We start from the raw sequence: 23,400 nt of genomic DNA on the forward strand, positions 1-23,400 counted from the left end.
TTCATGAGAGGGGAGGGGGGCGAGTGGGCGGCCGACGGGCTCAGGAGCGGCGCCAGCGGTCCCGGAGGGAGCCGCGACCACGGTCAGCCGCTTCCTGGGCCGCGGCCAGTTGTGTCCGCACCTCGCTGAGCTGCGTCTGCATCTCGCCGAGTTGCGTCTGCAGGGCGGTGATGCGGAGCCAGGCGTCGTGCTCGCTCTGTGCGATGCGCCGGGCCGCCTCCTGCTCGGCCTCCTCTGCTCGCCGTCGGGCCGCCTCGACGAACAGGTCCCGCTGGGCGACGGCCGCTTCGGCCTCGTGCAGCCGCGCCTCCACCTCGGCGATCCGCAGCTGGGCCCCCTGACGGTACTCCTCCCGCGCCGACGCGGCGGCGCGTTCCCGTTCGTCGAGGGCCGCCTCGGCCCTCCGCAGGCGGGTCTCCAGCTCGGCGGTCCACGCCCCGGCGGCGCGCTCGCGCTCGGCGGCCACCGCCTGGGCCTCGCTCAGCCGTGCCTCGAGATCCCCGATACGCACCTCGGCGCCCTCGCGGTACTCGCGCAGCCTCTGCTCCAGCTCGTCCGCCCGCTGCCCGACGCCGGCCGCCTCCCGGGCGGCCCCTTCCGCGCGCTCGGCCCGGCGCAGCACTGCCTCGTAGGCCTCGCGGTGCTGCTCCTTCAGGCGTGCGAGGTGCTCCTCCGCCTGGCGCCGAACCTGCCTCTCGCGCCGGTCCCGGGATCGGTCCGCACGGTGCAGCAGCACCTCCTCCCAGGCGTCGAGCTGCCGCTCGGCCTCGGCCCGTACGGCCGCGACCCGCTCGTCGGCGGCGCTCCGCTCCTCGCCCAGCCGGCGCTCGTGTTCCCGGGTCAGCGAGGCGAGCCGGGCATCGTGCCGGGCGCGGACCTCGGCGAGCGACGGCTCGGTGTCGGCCGACTGCGGCTCGACCGGCGTGGAAGGAGCGGGAGGAGGTGCCGGGCGCCCGCTCGCCGTGCCGGCTGCCTGCTCCGCGACCGTGCTCATACCGGCGCCGCCGTTCCCGGAGGCGGGAACCGTCCGTGGCGGGCGCGCCGCGACGAACTCCACGAGGGCGGCACCGACGGCGAGGCGTGACTCGGCGCTCACCAGCGGTCTTGTGGCCAGGTACGCCCGGGGAGTGGCCCCGGCCAACGCTCCGGCGGGCCGCTCGAAGAAGTGCTCGGGCCGCAGCCCCGCGTTCTTGACGGAGTCGAGAACCTTCCGCAGGACTTCGAGGGCTTCGACCACGGGCCGGTCGAGCGTCCCCCGCTGCCGCGCGGCGCGCACCACCGCTTCCGTGACGGAGGAGCCGAGCAGCACGGACAGTTGCAGGTGTCCCAGGGCGAGCAGGGCGTACTCGGCGAGCCAGGCCACTCCTCCGCCCAGCGGTGGCCTCGTCAGCGTCAGGGCCTTGTCCCAGTCGGCGGTGATCTGCGGCGTACCGGCCGGGCCGGTGGTCTCCGCCCGTCGTCCCGTCTCCGGTACCGGAGACGGTGTCGGTGTCGGTGTCGGTGTCGGTGTCGGAGACGGTGCCGGTTCGGAGCCGGGCACCTGCGTGACCTCGGGCTCCGGCACCTGCTCACGCTCGGGCTCCGCCGGTTTCGCCACCACGGCCAGGAACTCCCGCAGGACGTCCCGTACGGCCAGCCGCGACTCACGGTTCACCAGGGGCCTGCGTACGAGATAGTCGCGTGGCGTCGCCCCGACGAGCGCTTCGGCGGGGCGGTCGAAGAAGTCCTCCGGCCGCTGCCCGGCCGCCACCAGGGCATCGAAGACGCGGCGCAGCACTTCCAGCGCGGTCAGTACCGGACGCGCAAGGTGGTTGTTCTCGCGGGCGTCCCGCACCACGGCGTCGGCGGCCGGCTGCCCCAGCACCGCCGCCAGTCCGTCGTCCCCCAGCGCCGCACGTGCGTAGTCGGCGAGCCACCAGAGCCGGTCGACGGGCGCCTCCGACATCCCGCAGGCGCGCTCCCAGTCAGCGGCGACGACGTCCGGCGCCACCCCTGCGTCGACGGCCTCATCGGCGTCGGTAACCGCTTCGGCGCGGGCGCTCTCCTGGTGGACGGTCGTCACGGCGAGCTCCGGCTCCGCCTCGGCGACAGGCGTGTCGCCGTCCTCCTCCCTGTTCCCCGCCATCGGAGTCGGCATCGGGGCCGCAGCCACCGCAGCCTGCTCTTCGGTGAGCCGGGCGAGGCGCTCCGCCCTGGCCCTGCGCAGGGCGATCCGGGCCCGGGCGGTGCGGGCCGCGTGCGTGGCGCGGGCGACCCGTGCCGCTCTCTTGGCCTCGGCGGCGCGTTCCGCCGCCAGCTCGGCCTTCTCGCACGCGGCGTCCAGGCCGACCAGGCCCGCCTCGCGCACCCGCTGCCGCAGCACGGGCCGGGCCTTGCCCTCGATCTGCCGGATGCGTTCCCGGGTGACACCGAACTCGCGTCCGAGGTCGTCCAGGGTCGAGGGTTCGTCCCCGTCGAGCCCGAGCCGCCGTACGAGGATGCGCGCCTCCCGTTCGGTGAACGTGTCCACCACGGCCAGGACGTCCTCCGCGAACAGGGCTCCCACCACCTGCCGCTCCACCGACGGCAGGGCATGGGTCTCCCCCACGAAGTCCGCCAGGGTGGCGCCGTCCCCGATGACACGGTCCAGGGAGTCGGTGCGCCGGGTGAGCTTCCGGATCTCCTGCACCTTCTGCAGGGTCATGTCGCACCGCACCGCGACGTCGGCGTCGCCCGCGCTCCGCCCCTCGGCCGCGAGGGCGCGTTCGGCCCTGGCCACCTTCCGCATCTGTTCGTGCATGTGCACCGGGACGCGGATCAGCGCGCCCTCGTCGGCGATGGCCCGGGTGACGGCCTGCCGGATCCACCAGGTGGCGTAGGTGGAGAACTTGAAGCCCTTGGAGGGGTCGAACTTCCGGGCCGCCCTGAGCAGACCGAGGAAACCGTGCTGGAGGAGGTCCTCGTAGTCGAGCCCCTGATCCTGATAGAGCCGCACCAGGGAGTGCACGAGCCGCTGGTTGTGCACCACGAGGCAGTCCCGGGCACGGATTCTGAGGTCCTCGGAAGGGAGGGCCTTCAGTTCGTCCTCGTCCGGTTCCTGCGCGATACGGTCCGGTCCGCCCCGCAGCAGCACGGCCAGGCCGACCTCGGCCTGCGCGCTCAGCAACCGGCTGCCGGGGCGCCGCACCCGCCGGTCGGTGTCCAGAACGGTGTGCGCCGCGGCCACCGACTCCGCGAGGTCCCCCTGCGCCGCGTCCCGTACGGACGGGTCCTCACCCGGGCCCGGCACCTCTTCCTCGGGGTCCTCCGCGTCCTCCACGCCATCGGACGTATCCGGCCCCTCGGTGTCCTCGTCGTCCGGCTCCCCCTCCGGGGCCCGCACCAGCGCCTTCGCACGGAGCCGGGCGGCCTCGTGCGCGCCGAGCCCGGCAAGCCGGACCACGCCGTCGACGACCCGCGGGGTCACGTACCCGTCGGCGTCCGCGTAACGGGCCAGCAGGCTCTGCACGAGCGACAGGCGGGGGAACACATTTTCTGCACGATCCCGTGCAACCTTTTCACCACTCCGCTGGTCACCCCCTGTGTGCATCTGCAATTCCCTTACGGGCAGTCCCAGCCGGGCCAGCTCCTGACGCAGCCGCTCCCGCTCGGCGTCCCCCAGCGCGAGCGCCCGCACGCTCTCGACGAAGACGTGCTCCGGGACGACGCCGTCCACGGCCGCACGCCGCAGCCGCGCCAGCACCTCACCGAGCGCCGCACGCAGACCGGACGAGCCGGCCTCGGCCGCAGACCACTGCGCCATTCGTTCACCCCACAACTTTTCTCGACCTCACGCTAGGCCCAACGCGTTGATGATGTCAACGGATGACTGCCTACCGATTTTACCGCTCCTCGTGTACGGTGACGCCTGCCGTGGCTTCCTCTCTGTCACGATGGGTGGGCGCAGCGACACGTGGGGGTCCTCGTTCGCCCGGGCAGGGCAGGACGCGGGGACCTGCACGAGGGACGAAGGAGCGAGGGGCAGTGAGCCAGGAGCTGGTCGACGGCAGGTTCCGCATCGGACAGGTCATCGGCAGGGGCAACATGGGGGAGGTTCACCGCGCCGAGGACCTGCACGCTCCGGAGGGCTCCCCCGAGCGCACCGTGGCCGTCAACCTGCGCAGCCGGACGGGTGCGCATATCGACACCGGTGGCGACGCCAAGGCCGTGCAGCGCTTGAACCCTCTCGTTGACGGCGAGAACTACACCTCCACCCTCATCCCGCCCCCGGGCCACGGCCCTCGCCACCCCGCCTGACCACTTGCCCGGAGACAGGAGCGCCACGAACCATGAGCAACCCGCAGACGCCCAATCCGCTCCCCTCGGAGTACGAGCTCGCGGCATGGCAGTCCATCCAGCAATTCAAGGGCCGCCCGCTGTCACAGGGGGTGCAGAACGCCGGCGAGCGAATGGCAAATGGCGTCGCACAACTCGGAAAGCGTGCCTCGAAGCAACTGGAGAAGCGCCCGCGGGCTGCGGCTGCGGTCGCACGTGGACAGGAATTCGTCGCCAAGGGCGCCTCCAAGGTCGGCGCCAGCGCGCGCGTGGCCGCCGACGCCATGCCCGACTGGGGCGGCACCGCCGTGCAGTCCGTACGGAAGACGGTGGGGAAGGTCTCGCGAGCGGGACTCTCTCCGAAGCGAGTGGTAGCACTGCACAACAAGCGCGGGCATGACGTCACCTCGCTCTCCGACCTGCGCCGCCTCGATCTCGAACAGGTCGACGCAGTCCACGGCCGGGCGGCAAGCTGGTACTACCCTGCCGCCGCCGCGCTCTCGGGTGCGGGCTCGGCGTTCGCGATCTCCGGAGGAGAGTTGGTTATCGCCGCCTCCGCCGGGGCCGCAGCGGCGCCAACAGGTGGGGCAATTGCCGGGGCCTTCCTCGCCGATGCCGCACTTGTCCTCGGGCTCGCGTCCCGTGCCGTGGGCCAGGTCTCGCTGGCCTACGGCTACGACCCTGAAGACCCTGCCGAGAAGCTCTTCGTGATGTCAGTCGTCAACGTCGGGACAGCAAGTTCGGCCACCGCCAAGAACGCTGCGATGGCAGACCTCTCGAAGCTCACCCAGGCACTCTTCAAGGGCAAGACATGGGAGGTGCTGAACGAGACGCTTCTCGCCAAGGTCTCCTCGCAGTTCGCCAAGGCTTTCCACTTTCGCCTCACCAAGAAGGGACTCGGCAAGGCCGTGCCCGCCCTCGGGATCGTCATGGGCGGCACCCTGAACTGGGCCACGCTGGAGGGAGTCGTCGACGCGGCCGAGATGGCGTACCGGCGCCGGTTCCTTCTGGAGAAGTACCCGCATCTCGCCGACGAGGAGGCACCCGAAGCGTTCACCGACACGGACGCCCTGGACGACGCCGACGAGGAGATCAGCGTGCTCGACGAGCTCGCCGAGGCGGGCGGCCCCGACCTCCGCTGACATGGCGTCCCGGCGGTGCGCGTCACCACGCGACCGCCGGGACGACGCGGCTCAGGACCCCGCCGCGAACCCCACGAAGTGCGCCCAGCCCTCACGCCCCACGGCGAACGTCCGTCGCACCACGTCCTTAGAGTCCCGTACATGGATGGCCTGTTCAGTGACGGCGACCTCAACGCAGTTGTCACCAGCCGTGCCGCTGTAACTGGACTTGAACCAGGCCAGTTGCGTGCCGCTCATAGTTCTCCTCTGATCCGCTCCAGCAGGCCCACGGAGTCGTGAGGGGTGAGGGCCTGTGCGCGGAGTGTCGCATACCTCCGGTGGAGGACGGCAGCCTGCTTCGGATCAGCGATCAATCGGCCGCTCTCCTGCCCTTCGGAGTACGCCAAAGATCTCCCCTCCGGGGTCTCCAGCAATGCCAGAGGGCCGTCCAGACCCGCATGAGACACAGTTCGGGTAGGCATGACCTGCACGGAGACGTTACGGAGCCTGGCGAGATCCAAGATGTGGTCCAACTGACCGCGCAGCACATGCTCACCTCCCAGAGGGCGCTGCACGATGCACTCCTCCATCACGAAACTGAAGCTGGTGTTGGGCAGTTCCCGGATGAGGCCCTGCCGTTCCATCCGGGCTGCCACCTGCGCCTCCATCTGTTCGTCGGAGAGGGGTGGGATGCGGGTTTCGAAGGCCGCCCGCGCATACTCCTCCGACTGCAACAGCCCCGGCACCAACCGGCATTCATAGGTACCGAGGCTCACCGCGGTGCGCTCCAGCCTCGCCCACCGCCGGAACCAAGCCGCCAGCCCCGCCTCCCCCCGCGTCAGGAACCGCGCCGAGTGCCGCAGCGCCCCCGTGTTCCCCAGCGCCTCCTCCGCCCGCTCCACGAAGGACGCGTCCGGCATCCGCCGCCCCAACTCCACCGACTCCACCGTGTGTTTGGAGAACCGCACCAGCTCCCCGAACTGCACCCGGCTCAGCCCCGCGTGCTCGCGCAGCGCCTGCACGACGGCCCCGAACGTGCGCAGGCTGTCCGACGGATCCGGTTCCCGCTCGCACTCCCCGCCCGGCACCGCCGGCTCCACATGGTCGGTCGTCATCCGAGGCCCACCTCCAGGTTCGCGCACACCGGGTCCCTCTGATGAAAAACGCCGGGAGCAGCCAAGAGGACACTCGTACAACCCATCCGTCACCCCCGTACGGTGACGCACCGTACGGGGGGAACCTCACATAGTCGCTCACGCGAGAGCTGCGTGTCCGCAACCGGAAGGGACCTTTCGCCCTGGAGGCGAGCCCCGGCCCCACCTTCAACCGCGCCACCACACCACCGACGCGCCGACCGCCTCACGGCAAGGGCATTTCCTGCTCGATCCACTGCGTGATCGATGGGCGCGAGGGGCGCCAGCCAAGGCCGTGAGCCCGGGTGGCACGTACGCGACTGTTGGCGCCGAGGGCGTACCGGGAGAAACCCTCCCCCCACGCGGCCGCAGCGGAACCCAGATCCCACGGCTCCACCGGCCCCAGGCCCAGCCGACGGGCGATCGCCTCACCGATATCGGCGAACGAGGCGTCCTCGCCGCCCTCCACGAAGTAGAAGCCCGTGGCCGCGGGGTCGGTGAGCGTCAGGTGGTACAGGTCGGCCATGTCATCGAGGTGCACCGTCGACCAGCGGTTCAGGCCGCGTCCGACGACGCGGACGGTCTTGCCGGCCTGGGCCTGTGTGACCAGCGGCGGGATCAGCACGGTCTGCGGGCGCGGTCCCGTGCCGTTGCCGTAGATCAGTGAGTTGCACAGCACCACCGAACGCACTCCCGCTGCACCGGCATCGACGACGGAGCGGTCGATGGCGTACCGGGCCCGCCGGATCTCGTGGCCCCCCGGGCCGAAAGGCTTCGCGTCGTCGAAGACCACCTCGGATTCGTACTGGCCCTGGGCGTCATCACCGATGACGCTGGTCCCGCTGGTGTGGATCAACACCTTGCCCGAGCCCCGCAGAGCGTCGACAAAGGCGGCCACAGCGCCGCGGTGGTCACTGTGAGCGGCATTGACGACCGCGTCGGCGCGGTCGGCCTCTCGCTTGAGCAGCGCCGCGTCGTCGAGGTCCCCGACGACCGGTTTGATGCCGGCGGCGGCGAGAGCATCGACCACGCCGGGCGTGCGGGTCAAGCCGCGCACCGTGTGCCCCTCGCGGATCAGACGGCGGGCTACGGCTCCGCCGATATAGCCGCCGGCACCTGTGAGAAAGACGTTCATGATGACTCCTGGCGATGTCGGGGTGGTGGGGTGTCAGCTGCGGAAGCGGCCTGCGGCACGCAGGGCTTCATCCAGTGGCAGGCGCTGCTGTTGGTCGCCGAACTCGCAGATGCGAGTGATGCGCCCCTCGTGGACCGTCACCTGGAGGCAACGCGAAATGCGCACCGGGGTGCCGTTCTCCAATTCGCCCGAAGCGGTGGCGGCCAGAGCGAAGCCGTGGTGGTCGATGTGGAGAGACCAGATGCGGTCGGCGTGGTTTCTCACGAGGTCGGCGGTCGCACGGAGCATCCGCAGCATCGCACCCGCGAACTCGTCGCCGGGAAGTGACACGGTCTCGTGATCGAAGCTGTGCCAGACCTCCACGGTCTCGGCGAAAAGCAGATCGAACTCGGGGTCGACCTGCGTCAGGCCGTACGTCCCGGTGAACCGACTGGCGACTTGGCGCACAGCGGCCAAGCAGGCGGACGACCCGGAGTCCTGCTCGTCGGGCCGGCTCGCAGCGGCTGCGGCCATGTCACTACTGGTCATCGGTTGCCCTCTCGTACCTACCCCCAAGCGGTCAGGGGCGCTCGAGAACCAGCGTCCGCGCAACGTGCGAATTCGCGAAGGCGCCTTGCTGCTATGGCAAAAATCGCCTTCGTGCGGCCGGGCGAGCGTGTACGACACCGGGTCGGCGGCGGACCGGTCGCGGCTCCCCCTCTTTCGCGCGTGGGGGGAGCCGTCCACGCACGTGCGGGTGGCCGGCGATGCGAACGCCCCGAAGGCGCGGTGTCCTTCGGGGCGCGTGGCAGGGGGTCGGGTTCAGGCGTTGTAGCCGCCGTGGGCGTCCAGCACCGCGCCCGTGACGTACGACGCGGCGGGGCTCGCGAGGAAGGCGATCGCCGCGGCGATTTCGTCGGGGTGTCCCATGCGTTGCAGGGACAGCGAGCTGACCAGGGCCTTGAGGGTCTCGGGGTCCGGCGGCTGCATGCCGCCCTCCATCAGTCCGGCCTCCACGACGTTGGCCGTGATGTTCCGGGGCCCGAGGTCGCGTGCGACGCCCATGGTGTACCTCTCGATCCCGGACTTGGTCGCCGCGTAGTCGGCAAGGCCGGGGGCGCCGACCCGGGAGCCCAGTCCGGAACTCACCGTGATGACGCGGCCGCCCGTGCGCAGCACTCGGGAGGCGGCCCGGATGACGGCGATCACGCCGAGGTAGTTGGTGGCGTGCATCCGGTCCAGTGCGGCGGTGTCGGCGTCCGGGTCGTCCACCGTGCCGGCCACGGAGATCGCCGCGTTGTTGACGAGGATGTCCAGGCCGCCGAAGTGCGCGACCACGTCGTCGATCAGTGCCGGCGCCCGGCTCGTGTCCGCCTGGTCGGTCTGGAAGGCGGCGGCCTTGGCTCCCTTGCCGTGCACCTCGTCGACGACGGCCTGCGCCCGCTCCTCGGAGCTGACGTAGGTGAAGGCGACGTCGGCGCCCTGCTCGGCCAGCAGCCGTACGGTCGCCGCTCCCAGTCCGCGCGACCCCCCGGTGACCAGGGCGACCTTGCCCATAAGTGGCTTGCTCATTCTTCTCACCTCGTTGATTGACCCTTCCGACTGTCGCAACCTTCACTGTTACGACTGAGCTGTCGTAACATCAGGAGTTGCGGCCGAGAGGAGGGGTTCATGAGCGCCAACAGCAGGCTGACCGTCGCCGCCCACGCGCTGGCCTGGATCGGCCTCTACCAGCGCCAGGGCCATGAGGTCGCCACCTCCGAGCAGATCGCGACCAGCGCGAACACCAACCCCGTGGTGATCAGACGACTGCTCGGCGAGCTGCGCGGGGCCGGGCTCGTGGAGTCCCGGCGGGGCGCGGGCGCGGGCTGGTCGCTGGCGCGCGAGCTGGGGTCGATGACCCTGCTCGACGTGTACGAGGCAGTGGAACCCGGCCCGCTGTTCGCGATGCACCGCACCACTCCGGACCAGGGATGCGTGGTGGGTCACGGCATCCAGCCGGCGATGCAGGGCATCTACGAGGGCATCGAGGAGACCCTGAGGCACGAACTGGCCCGCGTCACGCTCGAGAACGTACTCCGGGACGTACTCGCGGCACCTCGCTAGCCTCCCCGTTACGCCCTGCCATCACCCAGATCCCCTCCACGCCCAGGCCGGTGAACAGCCTGGCAGCCAGTCACGATGGCACAACCGTCTTCGGCCCCGCACCCCTCACAGCATGCGCCCGTACGGTGACGCGGCGTACGAGCCCTGCCTCTGGAACGGGCGCCCGCGCGCCCGCCACCGTGGTCCCATGAGCACAACCACGCCCCAGCTCCCCGCCGCCGCGCGGACGTTCACGCAGCAGCTCTCGTCCACCCGGCGCGGTGCCCGCCTCGCCCGTCTGCTCACCTACGAGCAGTTGCGGGCCTGGCAGGTGTCACCCGGCGTCATCGACCGCGCGGAGCAGATCGTCGCGGAGCTGGCCGCCAACGCGGCGCTGCACGGCCGGGTCCAGGGCCGCGACTTCCGTCTCGCCCTCACCCACGACCCGGCCGTCGGCGTCCTGCGCATCGCGGTCACCGACGCCCGCGGGGACCGGCTCCCCTCCCCCGTGACGGACTTCGTCACGCCGCCGGACGACGAATCGGGCCGGGGCCTGCTCATCGTCACCGCCCTGGCCGACCGCTGGGGCAGCGAGCCGTATCCACCGGGCGGCAAGACCGTCTGGGCCGAGTGCGCGCGCTGAACGCTGCCATGTTCGCCGGCACGCTCGATGGGGTGAGGCCGCCGTCGCTCGGGTCTCCCATCAGCGATGAGATCGGTATGGTCGATGGTATGGCAACCAAGAAGTACACCGTCACGCTTCCCGAGGAGCTCGCCGAGGCCATCCGGGCGGAGGTGGGCCCCGGCGGGTTCAGCCGCTATGTCACGCAGGCCATAGAGCGTCGGCGGGAGCAGGACCGGCTCGGCGAACTCGTCGACTGGCTGGAGACGGAATACGGCCCTGTCACCGAGGAGGAACTGGCCGCGGCCGAGGCCGAGCGCAAGAAGATCGAGCGCGCCCATGCGGAGAGGGTCCGCGCGGAGCGTGTCACCGAGCAGCAGCAGGCCGGACAGGAGCGGCACGTCGCGTGAAGAACAGCATCGTCTATCTGCTCGACTCCGAGGGCCTGTCCCAGACCGTGCGGGGGGTCACCGCGATGAAGGGGCGTCTCAAAGCGGCCCACCTCTCCGGCATCCGCGTGATGACCACGTCCATGACCTTGATCGAGGCGTACGACGTACGGGCCTACCTCCCAGCCTGGCACTGGGCCCTCTCCCGGATCCACGTCGAGCCGGTGACCGAGGACATCGCCAAGGATGCCGTCGCGCTGCTCGAGGAAGCCGGCCTCCACTGCCACAAGTACGCCATCGACGCGGCCCTGGCCGCCGTCGCCCTGCGACAGCCGGGGCCGGTCACGGTCTTCACCTCCGACGAGGACGACCTGCGCAAGCTGTGCGGGGACCGCGTGGTGGTCATGGGCCTGTGAGTCACGATGTCCGCCGTTCCCGCCACAGAGAGCGGGAGCGGCGGGCAGGTCACGAGCCGGGCCGCTGAGCTCCGTATCCGGTACGACGTCACACGTCGAGCGCCACGCGTTGCCGGAGCAGCGGTTCCAGGCGCAGCTGTGTGTCCTCGCGGTCGAACACCTGGAAGGCATCCAGGCACGCGAGGACCCAGCAGGCCTCCTCCTCGTCCTCGATCCGGCGGGCGGCGTCGTCCACGGCCGACGGAAGTCACCAACCGGGACAGGGCGGCCGGGGTCGCCGGTGCGCCGTCCCGCCGCTCGGCCAGTACGGGCACACCCGCGAGCCGGCCGTCCGGCCACTCCGCTCCGGTCGCGGACAACGTCCTTTCACCCAGACCGTGCTGATGAGTCATGTGCTCCCCCGGTGTCCTGCTCCCCGTGACCGCTACTCACTCCTGACGGTCCGCATCAGCGGTCATACACGTGCCCGCAAATAATAGTTTGTTGACATCATCAACGCACATGCTTCATGCTCCAGTTCGCAACGGCGTGACCAGCCCAGCCGCACCCATGCGCCCCAACCGCCGTACGCCCACCTCCGCCCACCGTTCCTGGGAGAGACCGTGAATCCGCAGAACCACCCGCAGGGTCCGTCCGACATACGGCCGCTGCGCAAGCGCAAGAGACTGTGGGCCGTCGGCGCCGCCCTGTTCGCCCTGGGAGCGATCGGCGGCACCCAGTCCGCGCAGGACGAGGTGGACGCCGCCCAGGCCCTGGCCGCCAAGCCCGTGCCGACCGTCACGACCACGACCACGGCGACGGCGACCGTCACCGCCGAGCCGGAACCCGCCCCCACGGTCACCAAGACCAAGAAGGTCACCACACCCGGCCCGACCGTCACCGTCACCAAGACCGCCCGGGCCGCCGCCGGATCCGGCACCAGCAACAGCAGCGACAGCGGCTCCGGGACCTGCTCCATCACCTCCAACGCGGGCAACTGCTACCAGGCGGGGCAGTACTGCCGGAACGGTGACCACGGGGCCACGACGACGACCGCGGGCGGTACCCGGATCACGTGCAGGTACAGCTCGAACGCCTGGCGCTGGTCCTACTCCTGACGGGCTGCGCGGAAAAGCCGCGAGCCGGCTCCCGACGGCGCCCGCCTACAGGGGCGGCTTGGTGCCCGGCACCCAGTCGAAGCCGAATCCGTAGGCACGGTCGATGAGTTCCTGGTTCGACAGGAGCGGCTCGGCGGTGAACCAGCGGACCTCACGCCGCAGGTCGAGGGTGGCGGCGCCCTGCCCCGGGGTGAGCAGCGCGATGGCGCACGAAGTGGCTCCGGCCGGGGAATCGTCCAGGTGGATGCGCCAGGTGCCGTTCGGCGCGCTGACGGTGACGACGCCTCCGAGGCTACGGAAGTCCACCGCGCCTTCGTAGAGGTACACGTAGGCGAGCAGCTTGGTGAACCGGTGCCGGTGCTCGAGGCCGATGCGGAGGGTCTCGCCGTCCGAGGTCTCGCCGGTCCGGTCGTCCTGGTCGAGGCTGACGTAGGGCCAGGCGTCGAGGTCGCCGAACTGCGCGCCGAGCGGTTGCACCGCCGTCCCCGCTCCGTCGCGGGTGAGCACCAGACAGCCGAGGTCGAGGTCGGCCTCGGCCGCGACCGACCAGTTGAGGTTCAGCTGGATGACGCCCCGGCCCGTGATCTCGGCGCGGGGCGCCCGCTCGGTGAGGTCCACGGGACGCGCCGGCGCTCCCCACCGCGTCCGCGCTCCCGTACCGACGGCCGCACCTCCGGTGAGGTCGATGACCGTCCGCCGCCTGCCGTCGCCGCTCAATGAACGCCCCTATACCTCAAAGACCTGCACAACAGCGTTGTGCCACGCCGTAGACACCATGTGATCGTCGTCTATTATTGCCCGATCAGTGAAGGGGATGTGAAGATCCCCTTCACTTCGTTCACGAGACAGAGGCGTACGCGACGCGCCATCGCTCTGTTCTCGTCACGCTCGAATCCGTACGAAGTCCCGGCATCACCGGGCAAGGGTGGAAAATGCTCACCGGGACACACATCGACAAAGGGGTGACCGCACGTCACCTCGAGGACGCCGCGCAGGACCCCGCGCTCGCCCCGCGCGCTGAAGAACTGCGCGCGCTGGCACACGCGCTCGACTCCACCGACGCGGACGCCCTGAACGCCTGGGCCGACCTCGACCTGATGGCCCACTTCGCCCGGCCCGAGAGCATCGCCGAACCGGCGGACACCGGCCGGGGCGAACGGTTCGACTCCGTACTGGACTGGGTTCTGGGAGCCCTGGTCTTCCTGCCCCTGCTGTTCACGTGGATCGGTCTGTGGCAGGCGTCGAGCGCCTACGGGGCGCTCACCGGGGACGATCCCAAGGCCGCCGGCCGTCCATTCCTGCAACTGTGGCAGTCCGGGTTCGACGGGCACCTGAGCGAGGCGTACCGCTTCGGCCACGTCGCCGTGTTCGGGTGCCTGGCCCTGATGATGCTGTTCGTCCTCACGGCCGTACACGGCTACCGGCGCACACGCGCCGAGCGTCGCGAGGAGCAGGCGCGGGAGCGTGCCCGTGCGGCTCTGGTCCGCCTGGTCCCCGTCCTCACGCGTGCGCAGCTCTCGCTCAACGAGCACCGGTTCGCCTCGCCGCAGCGTTTCGCGGCGGAGCTCAACTCGGCGGCCGGCCGGCTGAAGCGAATGCACTCCAAGGCCATCACCACGCAGGAGGCGCTCACTCGGGCCGCCGAATTGGTGGGCGAGGCCGCGGACAAGGCGGAACAGCGCCTCGTCCAGGCGGAGGCGTACGTGCGGCCGATCGAGCAGGTGGTGCTGCGGATCGAGGAGAGCGTCCGGGACAGCGGCACGGCCATTCAGGCCGCCGTCCAGGGTCTGAACGACCCGTTGACGCAGGCGGGCCGTCGACTGGCCGACGCCGTCAATGGGCAGACCGGTGTCCTGGACAAGGCGCTGGAGGATCTGCGGACGGCCGGCGATGGCATGCGCGACGTCCTGTCCCGCGCGGCGGACCGGCTGGAGACCGCGGTCGGCGACAACGGTGACCGCGTGCGCGGCGCGCTGTCGGACGCGGCCCGGCAGGTCGAGGACTCCCTGACCGTGCTGGCCGCCTCCCAGCGCGGGTTCACCACCGGCATCGAGGTCGTGGCGGACGTCAACGGCCGCCTGCTCGACGACCTCGGCACGGTGGCCGACCGGACCGGCGAGGCCGCCGAGGCGTCGCGGGAGGCCCTGCTCGGCATCGAGGCGCGCAGCCGCGCCGTCCAGGAGGCGACGGACCGCTTCGTCGCGGTCACCGACGTCCTGGAGCGGGCGCTCCGTGAGACGGAGGCGGCGCGGATCGAGGCGGAGACCGCACGCGGCGAAGCGGAGACGGCACGCCTGGGTGCCGAGGCGGCCCAGCGACGCGCGGAGAGCGAGCTGCGGCAGGCCGAGAAGCTGCGGGCCGGAACCGGACCGGACCGGTGAGTCCGCTGAAGAGGCGTTTCCGGTTCACCCCGCTCCACCTCGCCGGGTGGCTCTTCGCCGACATGCTGCTCGTGCTCGCCCTGGTGTCCATGGGGGACCGCGGGGATCCGCTCGCCGCGCAGGCCGAAGCCAAGCCTTCGAAGCCGGCTGCGGTCAAGCCGTCACCCGAACCGAGTCCCACACCGACGGGGCCGCGGTCCGTGGCGCGCAAGCCGGTGAAGGTCCGGCTGACCGCAGCGGTCGGCGACACCACGCGGATGGTGAAACAGCTCCGTTCCGCCACCACTCGCTACGAAGGGCGCGAAGCGGCCTTCGTCCTGACCTTCGGCCAGGCACAGGAACCCGGTGTCGGCCAGGCGTACGCGCGGGCGGTGAACAAGGCCCTGCGGAAGGCGCGGCCGGACATGTTCACCGACGCGACGACGCGGGACTTCTGGAGCGACGGCCCCTCGGGCTCGGCCGATCTGGAGATCTACTTCTACACCCGTTGACGGCCAGGCCGTCTCACGAGCTCAGGAGAGCAAGTCCATGCAGATCCTTCCCTTCTACCTGGTGTGCGACGAATCCGGCTCCATGGCCGGCGGCGGCGTGGACGCCATCAACTCGGCGCTGCCCGACCTGCACCACGAGATCAGCACCAATCCGAGCGTGGCGGACAAGACCCGCTTCGCGCTCATCGGTTTCTCCACGCAGGCTTCCGTGCTGCAGCCGCTCGCCGACCTGAGCGAGCTGACGCAGCTGCCGTCCCTGTCGGCGGGCGGCGTGACCTCCTTCGGTGCCGCCTTCCGGCTGCTGAAGGACACCATCGAGAAGGACGTCGCCGCACTCAAGGCGGAGGGCCACGACGTCTACCGGCCCGTGGTGTTCTTCCTCTCCGACGGCATCCCCACGGATGAGGGCTGGCGCACCGCGCTCGACGACTTGAACGCGTTCCGCTACGCGCCGAAGATCATCGCGTTCGGGATCAGCGACGCCGACGCCGCGACCATCACCGAGGTGGCCAACTTCAAGGCGTTCATCCAGCAGAGCGACTCCATCTCCCCGGCCGTCGCACTGCGCGAGTTCGCCTCCAGCCTCACCCGGTCCATCGTCAGCTCGGCAACCAGCATGGCTGCGCAGGGCGGGGAGGGTTTCCAGCTCCAGGTGGACGAGCAGGTGCCCGGCTTCACCAGCCTTTCCCTGGACAAGCTGTGAACGGCCCGATGGGTTACGGAGAAGCTCGCGATGATGTGCAGAGCGGTGGTGGAACCACCCACGGCCACGGTCTCGACGAAGACCTCGGCCTGCCCGACGGCGTCATCTTCCACGACATGCGCATGCCCGGACCCGCTTCCGCGGAGCGGCCTGCGCCTCCGGTGAGGGAGCACCTCGTGTCGCCCGTATCCCTCTCGAAGCCTGAAGACGCCTTGTTGCGCGGGGTGCCTGCGCATGTCGGCCAACGGCCTCCCAGCTATCCGCCTCGTCCCCTGCGGTGTCCCTCCGTGCGGGGCAGTGACGAATTCGCGGCCTTCGCCCCGGCGGTGCTGCTGGACGGGGCCGAGGTCGGACGGCTGACGGTACGGGCCACGTCCGTACGCGGTGACTCCCACAACTGGGAAGGCAGCTGCCGTCAGGACGCCATGACGGTGACGCGGATCGGTCCACCGGAGGCTGAACTGCTGTTGCTGGCGGTCGCCGACGGAGTGGGCTCCGCGACGCACTCGCACATCGGCTCACACCGCGTCACCCGTCAGGCGGCTCTCCACCTGGACCGGGAGGCGGAGAACATCCACGTGGCGTTGATCGCCCAGGACGAGGTCGAACTCCGCGCTATCGCCAACAAGGCGATCGCCGGCGCGGTCAACGAGCTGCGTATCGGTCAGGAACACGCCACCACCTTGCATGTCCTGCTGGTGCCGACCGACGCCCGCATCCGCGAGCGTGTCGTGTTCAGTGTGGGGGACGGCGGTCTGTTCGTGCTGCGGGAGAGCCGGTGGGAGCAGGGCAATCCGGTGGACGACGGAAGTCTCCTGGACACCCGTACCGAGGCTCTTCCGCACGCTTACCGCAGCGTCAAGGCCAAGCTGCTGCACACCGCCCCGGGCCAGGTCCTCCTCCTGGGCACCGACGGCATCACCAACCCGCTCACCCAGAAGGATCCCGAGTTCGCCCAGCGCCTCGCGCACATGTGGGGCGGGCCCGAGGTGCCTTCGCTGTCCGACTTCCTGTGGCAGGCGCAGACGCGGGCCAAGTCCTACGACGACGACCGGACCGTCATCTGCGTATGGGAGGAACCGGAATGAGCGCGGAGGACGGGGCCGACGTCGCACGGTCGTCGCTCGCCCTGGGTGAACGGGTCGGCAGCGGCGGCCAGGGGGACGTGTACGCGCTCATGGACGGCCCGCTCCTGTTCAAGGAGTACAAGGACCCGTCCAAGGTCAACGGCACCGCCCTCGCCGACCTGGTCGGACTGCGGCAGGGCCTCGGTCAGACGGACCGGAGCCGCCTCGACGCCCTTGCCGCCTGGCCCCTGTGCCGTGTCGTCGAGGGCGGCCGGACGCTCGGCTTCCTCATGGGGCGAGCCCCCGCCCACATGACATGGTGCACCGCGACGGGAGCGACGAAACTCCTCGAGCTGCAGTACCTGATCCGGCCGCCCAAGGCGGCCTGGCAGGACGTCGCTCAGCCGGCCCCGGAGCAGCGCAGGGCCCTCGCGCTGGCCTGCGCCGAGGCCATCGGCTGGTTCCACGACGCCGGACTCGTGATCGGTGACATCTCGCAGGCCAACATCCTGTGGTCCCTCTCCCCCGAGCCCGCCGTCCACTTCCTGGACTGCGACGGCTTCCGCCGGGTGGGACGTGCGGCGGTCCAGGCCCAGGCCGCCACTCCGGACTGGAACGACCCGCTCGCGCCCTCCACCGACGCGACGGTGGACACGGACGCCTACAAGACGGCTCTGGTGGTGGGGCGCATCGTCGCCCAGCAGCCGTATGTCAGACCGGGCCAGGACCTGGAACTCGTTCCCGGCTGCCTCGGCGACCGTCAGGGCGACGGAACGCGCAGGCTCTTCGCGCAGGCCGCCGGCGAGCGCGGCAGCCGGCCCCGGCCGGGCGAGTGGCGGACCGCGTTGGGCGACCGCGGCGTCATCACCCTCACCGCGGCCACGCCCCGGGCCCGGCCCGCCATCGACCACACGGTCCTGGACGGAGCACGCGACCGGACGCCGATCAGGCTGCGGGGTCCCGTGCAGTAGGGGGTTCGGTTTCCACGGATGTCGTGGGAGCCGAACCTCGGCTCAGGTCGACGCACGGACACATGACTAACGGTTCCGCCCTTCGCGTACGCGAGCGGCAGGGCGGTCCGACCGACGCATAGGGTTCTGGAGACGGTCCAGGACCCTACGGACGAGGAGCAAGTGTGAGCGAGGAGTACGAGCCCTCCTCCGGGAAGGTGCGGTACCCGGAGTTCCGGCTGCGACTGCCCGGCGACGGGCCCGAGGCCCGGGGGCGTCTACTCGCGGACAAGGGCACCAACGGCAGTCAGAAGTTCGTCGTCCTGGCCGGGTCACCCGGCCGTGCGGAGGTCGTGCCCTCGTTCCCGCACCGCATGCCGTCGTCGTACCGACTGCGGCGACGCCTGATCGACGAGGGCGCACTGGTCGAGTCCGCCAACTGGCCCGGCTGGCTGGAGACGACTCGGGACGTCGAGTGCAACTCGCCGTCGGCCGCCGCCGAGATCCTGGTCGGGCGCAGCGCCAACGGGTGGGCGGAGTGGAAGTCGGCCGACGGACATCCGCTCGCCGACTACCTCGACCAGGTCTGGTGGGGACGCAACCGGGCCTGGCTGGTGCGGGGTTCGAACGTCTCCGGTCTCGATCTCGTGCAGCGGCTGTGGCTGTCCGAAGGGCTGGTCTCCCTCTCGGCCCGCCACCTGCGCAAGGGCGTCGAACAGGGCATCAGCAAGGACCGGTTGCGCACAGCTGTCGACGAGGACTACGCCTCCACCGCCACGTACAACCAGAAGTTGCAGCTCGTCGAGGACACGCACGCGTTCCTCTCCCGGATGCGGCCCGGCGACACGATGTGCACGATCTCCGGTGGGCGGCTCTACGTGGGCGAGATCTCGGGCCCCGCCGAGCAGGTCGACTCCGAGGACGGCCGGTCCAATCTGCGCCGCCCCGTGGACTGGGCGGATCAGGGGCATCCCTATGACGAGTTGCCGGAGGAGCTGCAGCAGCGCCTCTCCGCCCAGCACGACGTGGTCGACCTCACCGTGGCCAAGGACCTCATCGACGGACTCGGTCTGAGTGACCAGGACCTGATCGACGAGGCCGAGGCCACCGACCGCGACCCCAGTGTGGAGATCCCCGCCCTCACGGCCCGCCGCGAGCTGGAACTGCCCCGGCCGACGGGGGAACTGGCCGCCGATCTGCTCGTGCACGACGCGGCGTGGCTGGAGGAGGTGCGCGATCTGCTCTGGGACGAGCGGCAGCTCGTGTTCTACGGTCCGCCCGGCACCGGCAAGACCTACCTCGCCCTCAAGTTCGCCGAGTTCCTGGGCGGCGGCCCCGAGCAGGTCAAGCTCGTGCAGTTCCACCCCTCGTACTCCTACGAGGACTTCTTCGAGGGGTTCCGGCCGCAGGAGGACCCAAAGACCCGTGAGGTGGCGTTCCGGCTCACCGCCGGGCCGCTGCGCGAACTCGCCGATCTCGCGTCCCGCGAGGGCAACCGGCACATCCCGCACTTCCTGATCATCGACGAGATCAACCGGGCCAACCTCGCGAAGGTCTTCGGCGAGCTGTACTTCCTGCTGGAGTACCGCAACAAGTCGGTGCGGCTGACGTACTCCGGTGACGACTTCGCGCTGCCGCCGAACCTGTTCGTGATCGGGACGATGAACACCGCCGACCGGTCCATCGCCCTCGTCGACGCGGCGATGCGGCGGCGGTTCGCGTTCGTCGAGCTGTCGCCGCGCGTCGAGCCGACGAGCGGGCTGCTGCGCCGGTGGCTGGCGCGGGAGGGCAGGGACTCCGAGCCCGCGGACCTGCTCGACGCGCTCAACGCACGGATCGGCGATCCCGACTTCCGCATCGGGCCCTCGTACCTGATGAAGAAGGGCGTGTACCGGGAGGGCGGTCTGGAGCGGACCTGGCGGACGAAGATCCTGCCGCTGCTGGAGGAGCACCACTACGGCGAGGGCGTGGACGTCGAGGAGCGGTACGGGCCGGCGGCGCTGCGGGAGCAGTTGGGGTGACGTCGGTCGTCGAGCTCGTCGAGCACGCGCCGGCGGTCGGCGTGGCCCTGCCGGACGACGTGGGGCGGGCGCTCGCGGCCCTGCGCGTCGTGGACGCCGCGCCGGATCCTTACTCCCCCGGACGCTGGTCGTTGCGGGCGGGCAGCAAGGTCGGGGCCGTCACGGTCTCCGTGCCGGGGCACGGCGATCCGCTCACGGTCCGTATCACCCCCAAGGTGCCGATCGCCCGTCTCTTCTTCCTGCTCGGCTACAGCCTCGACCCCGCCGGCGCCTGGCGGGACGGTGAGGTCGACGTGGCCGAGCACCGGGAGGTGCTGCCCGCGCTCGCCCACGCCGTGGAGCGGCAGGTGGACCGGGCCCTGCGGCAGGGGCTGTTGCAGGGTTACCGGGTGGCGGAGGAGACCTCGCCGGTCGTGCGGGGACGGATCCGGGAGGCCGAGCAGATACGGCGCAGGTTCGGGGCGACGCTGCCGGTGGAGGTGGTGTACGACGACTTCACGACGGACATCGCGGAGAACCGCATCCTGCGGGCGGCCGTCGAGCGGCTGCTGCGGCTGCCCGGCGTGCCGCGCGAGGTGCGCCGCAGGCTGCTGCACCAGCGGGCGCGGCTGGCGGACGTCACGGTGCTCGTGCGCGGCCGGCCCCTGCCCGAGTGGCGGCCGAGCCGGCTCAACGCCCGGTACCAGCACGCCCTGCGCCTGGCGCGGGCCGTGCTGGAGGACGCCTCCCCGGAGCACGGGCCCGGCGGGCTGCGCATCGAGGGGTTCCTGTTCGACATGAACAAGCTCTTCGAGGACTTCGTGACCGTCGCCCTGCGGGAGGCGCTGCGCGGTTCCGGGCACGTCGCGCGGTTCCAGGACCCGCTCCACCTGGACGAGGCGCGGACGATCCGGATGAAGCCGGACCTCGTCCTCTACGGGTCCGACCGTGCGCCGTGCGCGGTGGCCGACGCCAAGTACAAGGCGGAGAAGCCGGGCGGCTACCCGGACGCCGACCTGTACCAGATGCTCGCCTACTGCACCGCCCTCGGACTGGGCGAGGGGCACCTGGTGTACGCGAAGGGCAACGCCGGCCACGCCTCCCACCGGGTGCGGCACGCGGGCATCGTCCTCCACCAGCACGCCCTGGACCTCGACCAGGACCCGGCGGGGCTGCTCGCCGATGTCGCGGAGGTGGCCGCCCGGCTGGTGAACACGCCGCGCGTATGATCGGCCCGCAGTGACCGTCCGGGGTGGGGAGAGCACGTCGTGCCGCAGCTGGCGTTCGCCAACAGTTTCTGGGAGAGCTACGACCTCCTGGAGAAACCCGTGCGAGCCGGCGTGCGCAAGGCGATGCAGAAGTTCCAGCAGCTCACCGTTCCCGAACTGCGGGCGGACAAGGGACTGCACCTGGAATCCGTCGAGAAGGCCCGTGATCCGCGGATGCGGACCATCCGGATCAACGACTTCTGGCGCGGTGTCGTACTCTCTCCCGACGACGGCAGCGACGTGTTCCTGCTCGTCAACGTCGTACCGCACGACGACGCCTACACCTGGGCCGCCAAACGGCTCTACACCACGAACTCGGCGACGCGGGCGCTCGAGGTCCGCAACGTGGTGGCCATCGAGCAGCTGACGCCGCAGCTGGAGAAGGCCGCCGCTGCCGCGCCCTCGTTGCTGTTCGCGCGGTACTCGGACACCGTGCTGCGTGAGCTCGGCCTCGACGACCAGGTGCTCCGCGCGGTGCGGACCGTCATCGACAAACCCCAGCTCGAGGCGTTCGGGACACTGCTGCCGGAGGACCAGTTCGAGGTGCTGCAGTACCTCGCGGAGGGGTTCGGCCCCGAGGAGGTCTACCGGGACGTCGTCGCCGTACGCCGGCCGGTGGCCGCCGGTCCCGATCCGGACGAGAGCCTCGCGACCGCGATCGCCAACACCACCAGCCGGATCACGCTGGTCACCGGCCCGGAGGAACTCGCCGACATCCTGGAGAAGCCCTTCGCGGCCTGGCGGGTCTTTCTGCACCCTTCGCAGCGGCGGGTCGCCTACCGGGTGTCCTACGGCGGCCCGGTGCAGGTCACCGGAGGCCCCGGGACCGGGAAGACCGTCGCCGCCCTGCACCGCGTCAAGCATCTGCTCGGCCGCTCCGCGGACACCCGGATCCTGCTCACGACGTACACCAACGCCCTGGCGGCGGCCCTGCGCGAGAATCTGTCGCTGCTCCTGGACGGCGACGAGAAGCTGCTGGGACGGGTGGACGTGACCACGGTCAACGCCTACGCGCACGGTGTCGTGACCCGTCTCGACGGCAAGGCCCCCTCGCCCGTCGGCGACCGCGAGGAGCGGCAGGTGTGGCAGCGGGTGGTCAAGAGGCTCGGGCTGCCGTGGACCGAGCAGTTCCTCGCCCAGGAGTACCGGCATGTCGTCCTCGCGCAGGACCTGCGCACGTCGGACGACTATCTCGCGGCGTCGCGGCGCGGTCGGGGCAGCGCGCTGTCCCCGAGCAGGCGGGAGCAACTGTGGCCCGCGGTCGAGCTGTTCGAGACGATGCTGCGTGAGCGGAAGGGAACGACGTATCTGAAGGTGTGCGCGCGGGCGGCCGAGTTGCTGGCGGCGTCGTCGCCCACGCATGACCATGTGGTGGTGGACGAGGCGCAGGATCTGCATCCCGCGCAGTGGCGGGTGCTGCGGGGCGCGGTGGCTCCGGGCAGCGACGACCTGTTCCTCACGGGCGACCCGCACCAGCGCATCTACGACTCGAGGGTCTCCCTCGGTTCACTGGGTATCGCGGTGACCGGGCGCACCCACCGGCTGCGGCTCAACTACCGCAGCACGGAGGAGATCCTGACCTGGTCCACCGGTCTGCTGAGCCCGGTGACGGTGGAGGACCTGGGCGGCGACGGCCACGACACGCTGGCCGGCTACCGCTCGCTGCTGCACGGACGCAGACCGCACACGGCGGGGTACGGGTCGGAGCAGGAGGAGGTCACGGCGCTCGTCGCGCGTGTTCAGGACTGGGTCGCGCAGGGCATCCGGCCCGCGGAGATCGGCGTGTGCGCCCGGTTCAACGTCCTGCTCGGCAAGGCGTACGACAAGCTCGCCGCGGCCGGGGTGCCGGTGGTCCGGGTCAGGGACAGCCCGGGCCCCGATGTGGACGGGGTGCGGCTCGCCACCATGCACGCCATGAAAGGGCTGGAGTTCCGGTGTGTCGCGGTGCTCGGGGTGACCGCCGGTGCGGTGCCGTTCGGCCGGGAGGTGACGCCGGTGTCCGTGGACGCCCTGCAGCACGAGTCGGACCTGCTGCGGGAGCGGTGCCTGCTGTTCGTGGCGTGCACGAGGGCGCGGGAGGCGCTCGCGGTGTCATGGAGCGGGACCGCGAGTCCGTTCCTGGTGCCGTGAGTCCTGGCTGTCCGGGCGTCCCCCGTCACGTCAGTCGTTGGATGCCGGTGCGCGGCCGGCACGCACGCCGGAACCGGAGCCTCGTGCGCTTCTCCCAGGTCAGTAGTCGGGAACACGTTTGCGAGAGGTGATGTCCACGG

General features: G+C 70.8%; 23 protein-coding genes. 15 read left to right on the forward strand and 8 right to left on the reverse strand.

Annotated features, from left to right (window positions below):
- Positions 1-40: 40 nt before the first annotated feature.
- A complete protein-coding gene (locus ACH4VX_RS06780) occupies positions 41-3,781 on the reverse strand; it encodes a sigma-70 family RNA polymerase sigma factor (protein ID WP_398366251.1) in 3,741 nt (1,246 codons plus the stop codon).
- A 221-nt stretch (positions 3,782-4,002) separates the two neighbouring features.
- On the opposite strand from ACH4VX_RS06780, the gene ACH4VX_RS06785 reads away from it, so the two are divergent.
- Together ACH4VX_RS06785 and ACH4VX_RS06790 are read left to right on the forward strand one after the other, a co-directional pair.
- On the forward strand, positions 4,003-4,275 hold the full coding sequence (locus ACH4VX_RS06785; RefSeq protein WP_398366252.1) for a hypothetical protein: 273 nt from the start codon (positions 4,003-4,005) through the stop codon (positions 4,273-4,275).
- Between the two features lie 32 nt (positions 4,276-4,307).
- Positions 4,308-5,435, forward strand: coding sequence for an EcsC family protein (locus tag ACH4VX_RS06790; RefSeq protein ID WP_398366253.1), 1,128 nt, complete (start codon positions 4,308-4,310; stop codon positions 5,433-5,435).
- 51 nt (positions 5,436-5,486) lie between these two features.
- On the opposite strand, the gene ACH4VX_RS06795 is transcribed toward ACH4VX_RS06790, so the two are convergent.
- The 5 genes from ACH4VX_RS06795 to ACH4VX_RS06815 form a co-directional block, all read right to left on the reverse strand.
- Positions 5,487-5,672, reverse strand: a complete 186-nt coding sequence (locus ACH4VX_RS06795; RefSeq protein ID WP_398366254.1) for a DUF397 domain-containing protein — start codon at positions 5,670-5,672, stop codon at positions 5,487-5,489.
- Positions 5,669-6,529 (reverse strand): Scr1 family TA system antitoxin-like transcriptional regulator, encoded by an 861-nt coding sequence (locus tag ACH4VX_RS06800; RefSeq protein WP_398366255.1) that lies wholly within the window; start codon positions 6,527-6,529, stop codon positions 5,669-5,671. The genes ACH4VX_RS06795 and ACH4VX_RS06800 overlap by 4 nt, the downstream gene beginning before the upstream one ends.
- Before the next feature lie 244 nt (positions 6,530-6,773).
- Positions 6,774-7,682: an NAD-dependent epimerase/dehydratase family protein gene (locus ACH4VX_RS06805; RefSeq protein WP_398366256.1), complete on the reverse strand. Its 909-nt coding sequence runs from the start codon at positions 7,680-7,682 to the stop codon at positions 6,774-6,776.
- Between the two features lie 33 nt (positions 7,683-7,715).
- On the reverse strand, positions 7,716-8,195 hold the full coding sequence (locus ACH4VX_RS06810) for a hypothetical protein (RefSeq protein WP_398366257.1): 480 nt from the start codon (positions 8,193-8,195) through the stop codon (positions 7,716-7,718).
- Positions 8,196-8,483: 288 nt separating this feature from the next.
- On the reverse strand, positions 8,484-9,233 hold the full coding sequence (locus ACH4VX_RS06815) for an SDR family NAD(P)-dependent oxidoreductase (RefSeq protein WP_398366258.1): 750 nt from the start codon (positions 9,231-9,233) through the stop codon (positions 8,484-8,486).
- 99 nt (positions 9,234-9,332) lie between these two features.
- On the opposite strand from ACH4VX_RS06815, the gene ACH4VX_RS06820 reads away from it, so the two are divergent.
- The 4 genes from ACH4VX_RS06820 to ACH4VX_RS06835 all read left to right on the forward strand — a co-directional run bounded on the left by ACH4VX_RS06820 (position 9,333) and on the right by ACH4VX_RS06835 (position 11,173).
- Positions 9,333-9,767 (forward strand): Rrf2 family transcriptional regulator, encoded by a 435-nt coding sequence (locus ACH4VX_RS06820; protein ID WP_398366259.1) that lies wholly within the window; start codon positions 9,333-9,335, stop codon positions 9,765-9,767.
- A 187-nt stretch (positions 9,768-9,954) separates the two neighbouring features.
- Positions 9,955-10,389 carry an ATP-binding protein gene (locus ACH4VX_RS06825; protein ID WP_398366260.1) on the forward strand — a complete coding sequence of 145 codons (435 nt, stop codon included), beginning with the start codon at positions 9,955-9,957 and terminating at the stop codon, positions 10,387-10,389.
- Positions 10,390-10,478: 89 nt separating this feature from the next.
- Entirely contained in the window at positions 10,479-10,778 is a 300-nt protein-coding gene (locus ACH4VX_RS06830; protein WP_398366261.1) for a hypothetical protein, read from the forward strand.
- Positions 10,775-11,173, forward strand: coding sequence for a PIN domain-containing protein (locus tag ACH4VX_RS06835; protein WP_398366262.1), 399 nt, complete (start codon positions 10,775-10,777; stop codon positions 11,171-11,173). The genes ACH4VX_RS06830 and ACH4VX_RS06835 overlap by 4 nt, the downstream gene beginning before the upstream one ends.
- An 88-nt stretch (positions 11,174-11,261) precedes the next feature.
- Here ACH4VX_RS06835 and ACH4VX_RS06840 read toward each other — a convergent pair whose 3' ends face one another.
- Complete coding sequence (locus tag ACH4VX_RS06840; RefSeq protein WP_398366263.1) at positions 11,262-11,408, reverse strand: hypothetical protein; 147 nt, start codon at positions 11,406-11,408, stop codon at positions 11,262-11,264.
- A gap of 367 nt (positions 11,409-11,775) precedes the next feature.
- On the opposite strand from ACH4VX_RS06840, the gene ACH4VX_RS06845 reads away from it, so the two are divergent.
- Entirely contained in the window at positions 11,776-12,270 is a 495-nt protein-coding gene (locus ACH4VX_RS06845; protein WP_398366264.1) for a hypothetical protein, read from the forward strand.
- Between the two features lie 45 nt (positions 12,271-12,315).
- Here ACH4VX_RS06845 and ACH4VX_RS06850 read toward each other — a convergent pair whose 3' ends face one another.
- Positions 12,316-12,888, reverse strand: a complete 573-nt coding sequence (locus tag ACH4VX_RS06850) for a tellurium resistance protein (protein ID WP_398366265.1) — start codon at positions 12,886-12,888, stop codon at positions 12,316-12,318.
- Positions 12,889-13,232: 344 nt separating this feature from the next.
- Between ACH4VX_RS06850 and ACH4VX_RS06855 the strand changes: the two genes are divergently transcribed.
- The 8 genes from ACH4VX_RS06855 (at position 13,233) to ACH4VX_RS06890 (ending at position 23,260) form a co-directional block, all read left to right on the forward strand.
- Positions 13,233-14,651 carry a hypothetical protein gene (locus ACH4VX_RS06855; protein WP_398366266.1) on the forward strand — a complete coding sequence of 473 codons (1,419 nt, stop codon included), beginning with the start codon at positions 13,233-13,235 and terminating at the stop codon, positions 14,649-14,651.
- Positions 14,648-15,142, forward strand: coding sequence for a hypothetical protein (locus ACH4VX_RS06860; protein WP_398366267.1), 495 nt, complete (start codon positions 14,648-14,650; stop codon positions 15,140-15,142). The genes ACH4VX_RS06855 and ACH4VX_RS06860 overlap by 4 nt, the downstream gene beginning before the upstream one ends.
- Before the next feature lie 37 nt (positions 15,143-15,179).
- Positions 15,180-15,845 carry a VWA domain-containing protein gene (locus tag ACH4VX_RS06865; protein WP_398366268.1) on the forward strand — a complete coding sequence of 222 codons (666 nt, stop codon included), beginning with the start codon at positions 15,180-15,182 and terminating at the stop codon, positions 15,843-15,845.
- A 287-nt stretch (positions 15,846-16,132) separates the two neighbouring features.
- On the forward strand, positions 16,133-16,933 hold the full coding sequence (locus ACH4VX_RS06870) for a protein phosphatase 2C domain-containing protein (protein WP_398366269.1): 801 nt from the start codon (positions 16,133-16,135) through the stop codon (positions 16,931-16,933).
- Positions 16,930-17,883 (forward strand): hypothetical protein, encoded by a 954-nt coding sequence (locus ACH4VX_RS06875; protein ID WP_398366270.1) that lies wholly within the window; start codon positions 16,930-16,932, stop codon positions 17,881-17,883. The genes ACH4VX_RS06870 and ACH4VX_RS06875 overlap by 4 nt, the downstream gene beginning before the upstream one ends.
- A gap of 164 nt (positions 17,884-18,047) precedes the next feature.
- Positions 18,048-19,883 (forward strand): DUF4357 domain-containing protein, encoded by a 1,836-nt coding sequence (locus ACH4VX_RS06880; protein WP_398366271.1) that lies wholly within the window; start codon positions 18,048-18,050, stop codon positions 19,881-19,883.
- Positions 19,880-21,091, forward strand: a complete 1,212-nt coding sequence (locus ACH4VX_RS06885) for an McrC family protein (protein WP_398366272.1) — start codon at positions 19,880-19,882, stop codon at positions 21,089-21,091. Before ACH4VX_RS06880 ends, ACH4VX_RS06885 begins: the two co-directional genes overlap by 4 nt.
- A 39-nt stretch (positions 21,092-21,130) precedes the next feature.
- Positions 21,131-23,260, forward strand: coding sequence for a UvrD-helicase domain-containing protein (locus ACH4VX_RS06890; protein WP_398366273.1), 2,130 nt, complete (start codon positions 21,131-21,133; stop codon positions 23,258-23,260).
- Positions 23,261-23,400 lie beyond the last annotated feature (140 nt).

It is taken from the genome of Streptomyces sp. NPDC020731 (genome assembly GCF_044334705.1).
Lineage (GTDB): Bacteria > Actinomycetota > Actinomycetes > Streptomycetales > Streptomycetaceae > Streptomyces.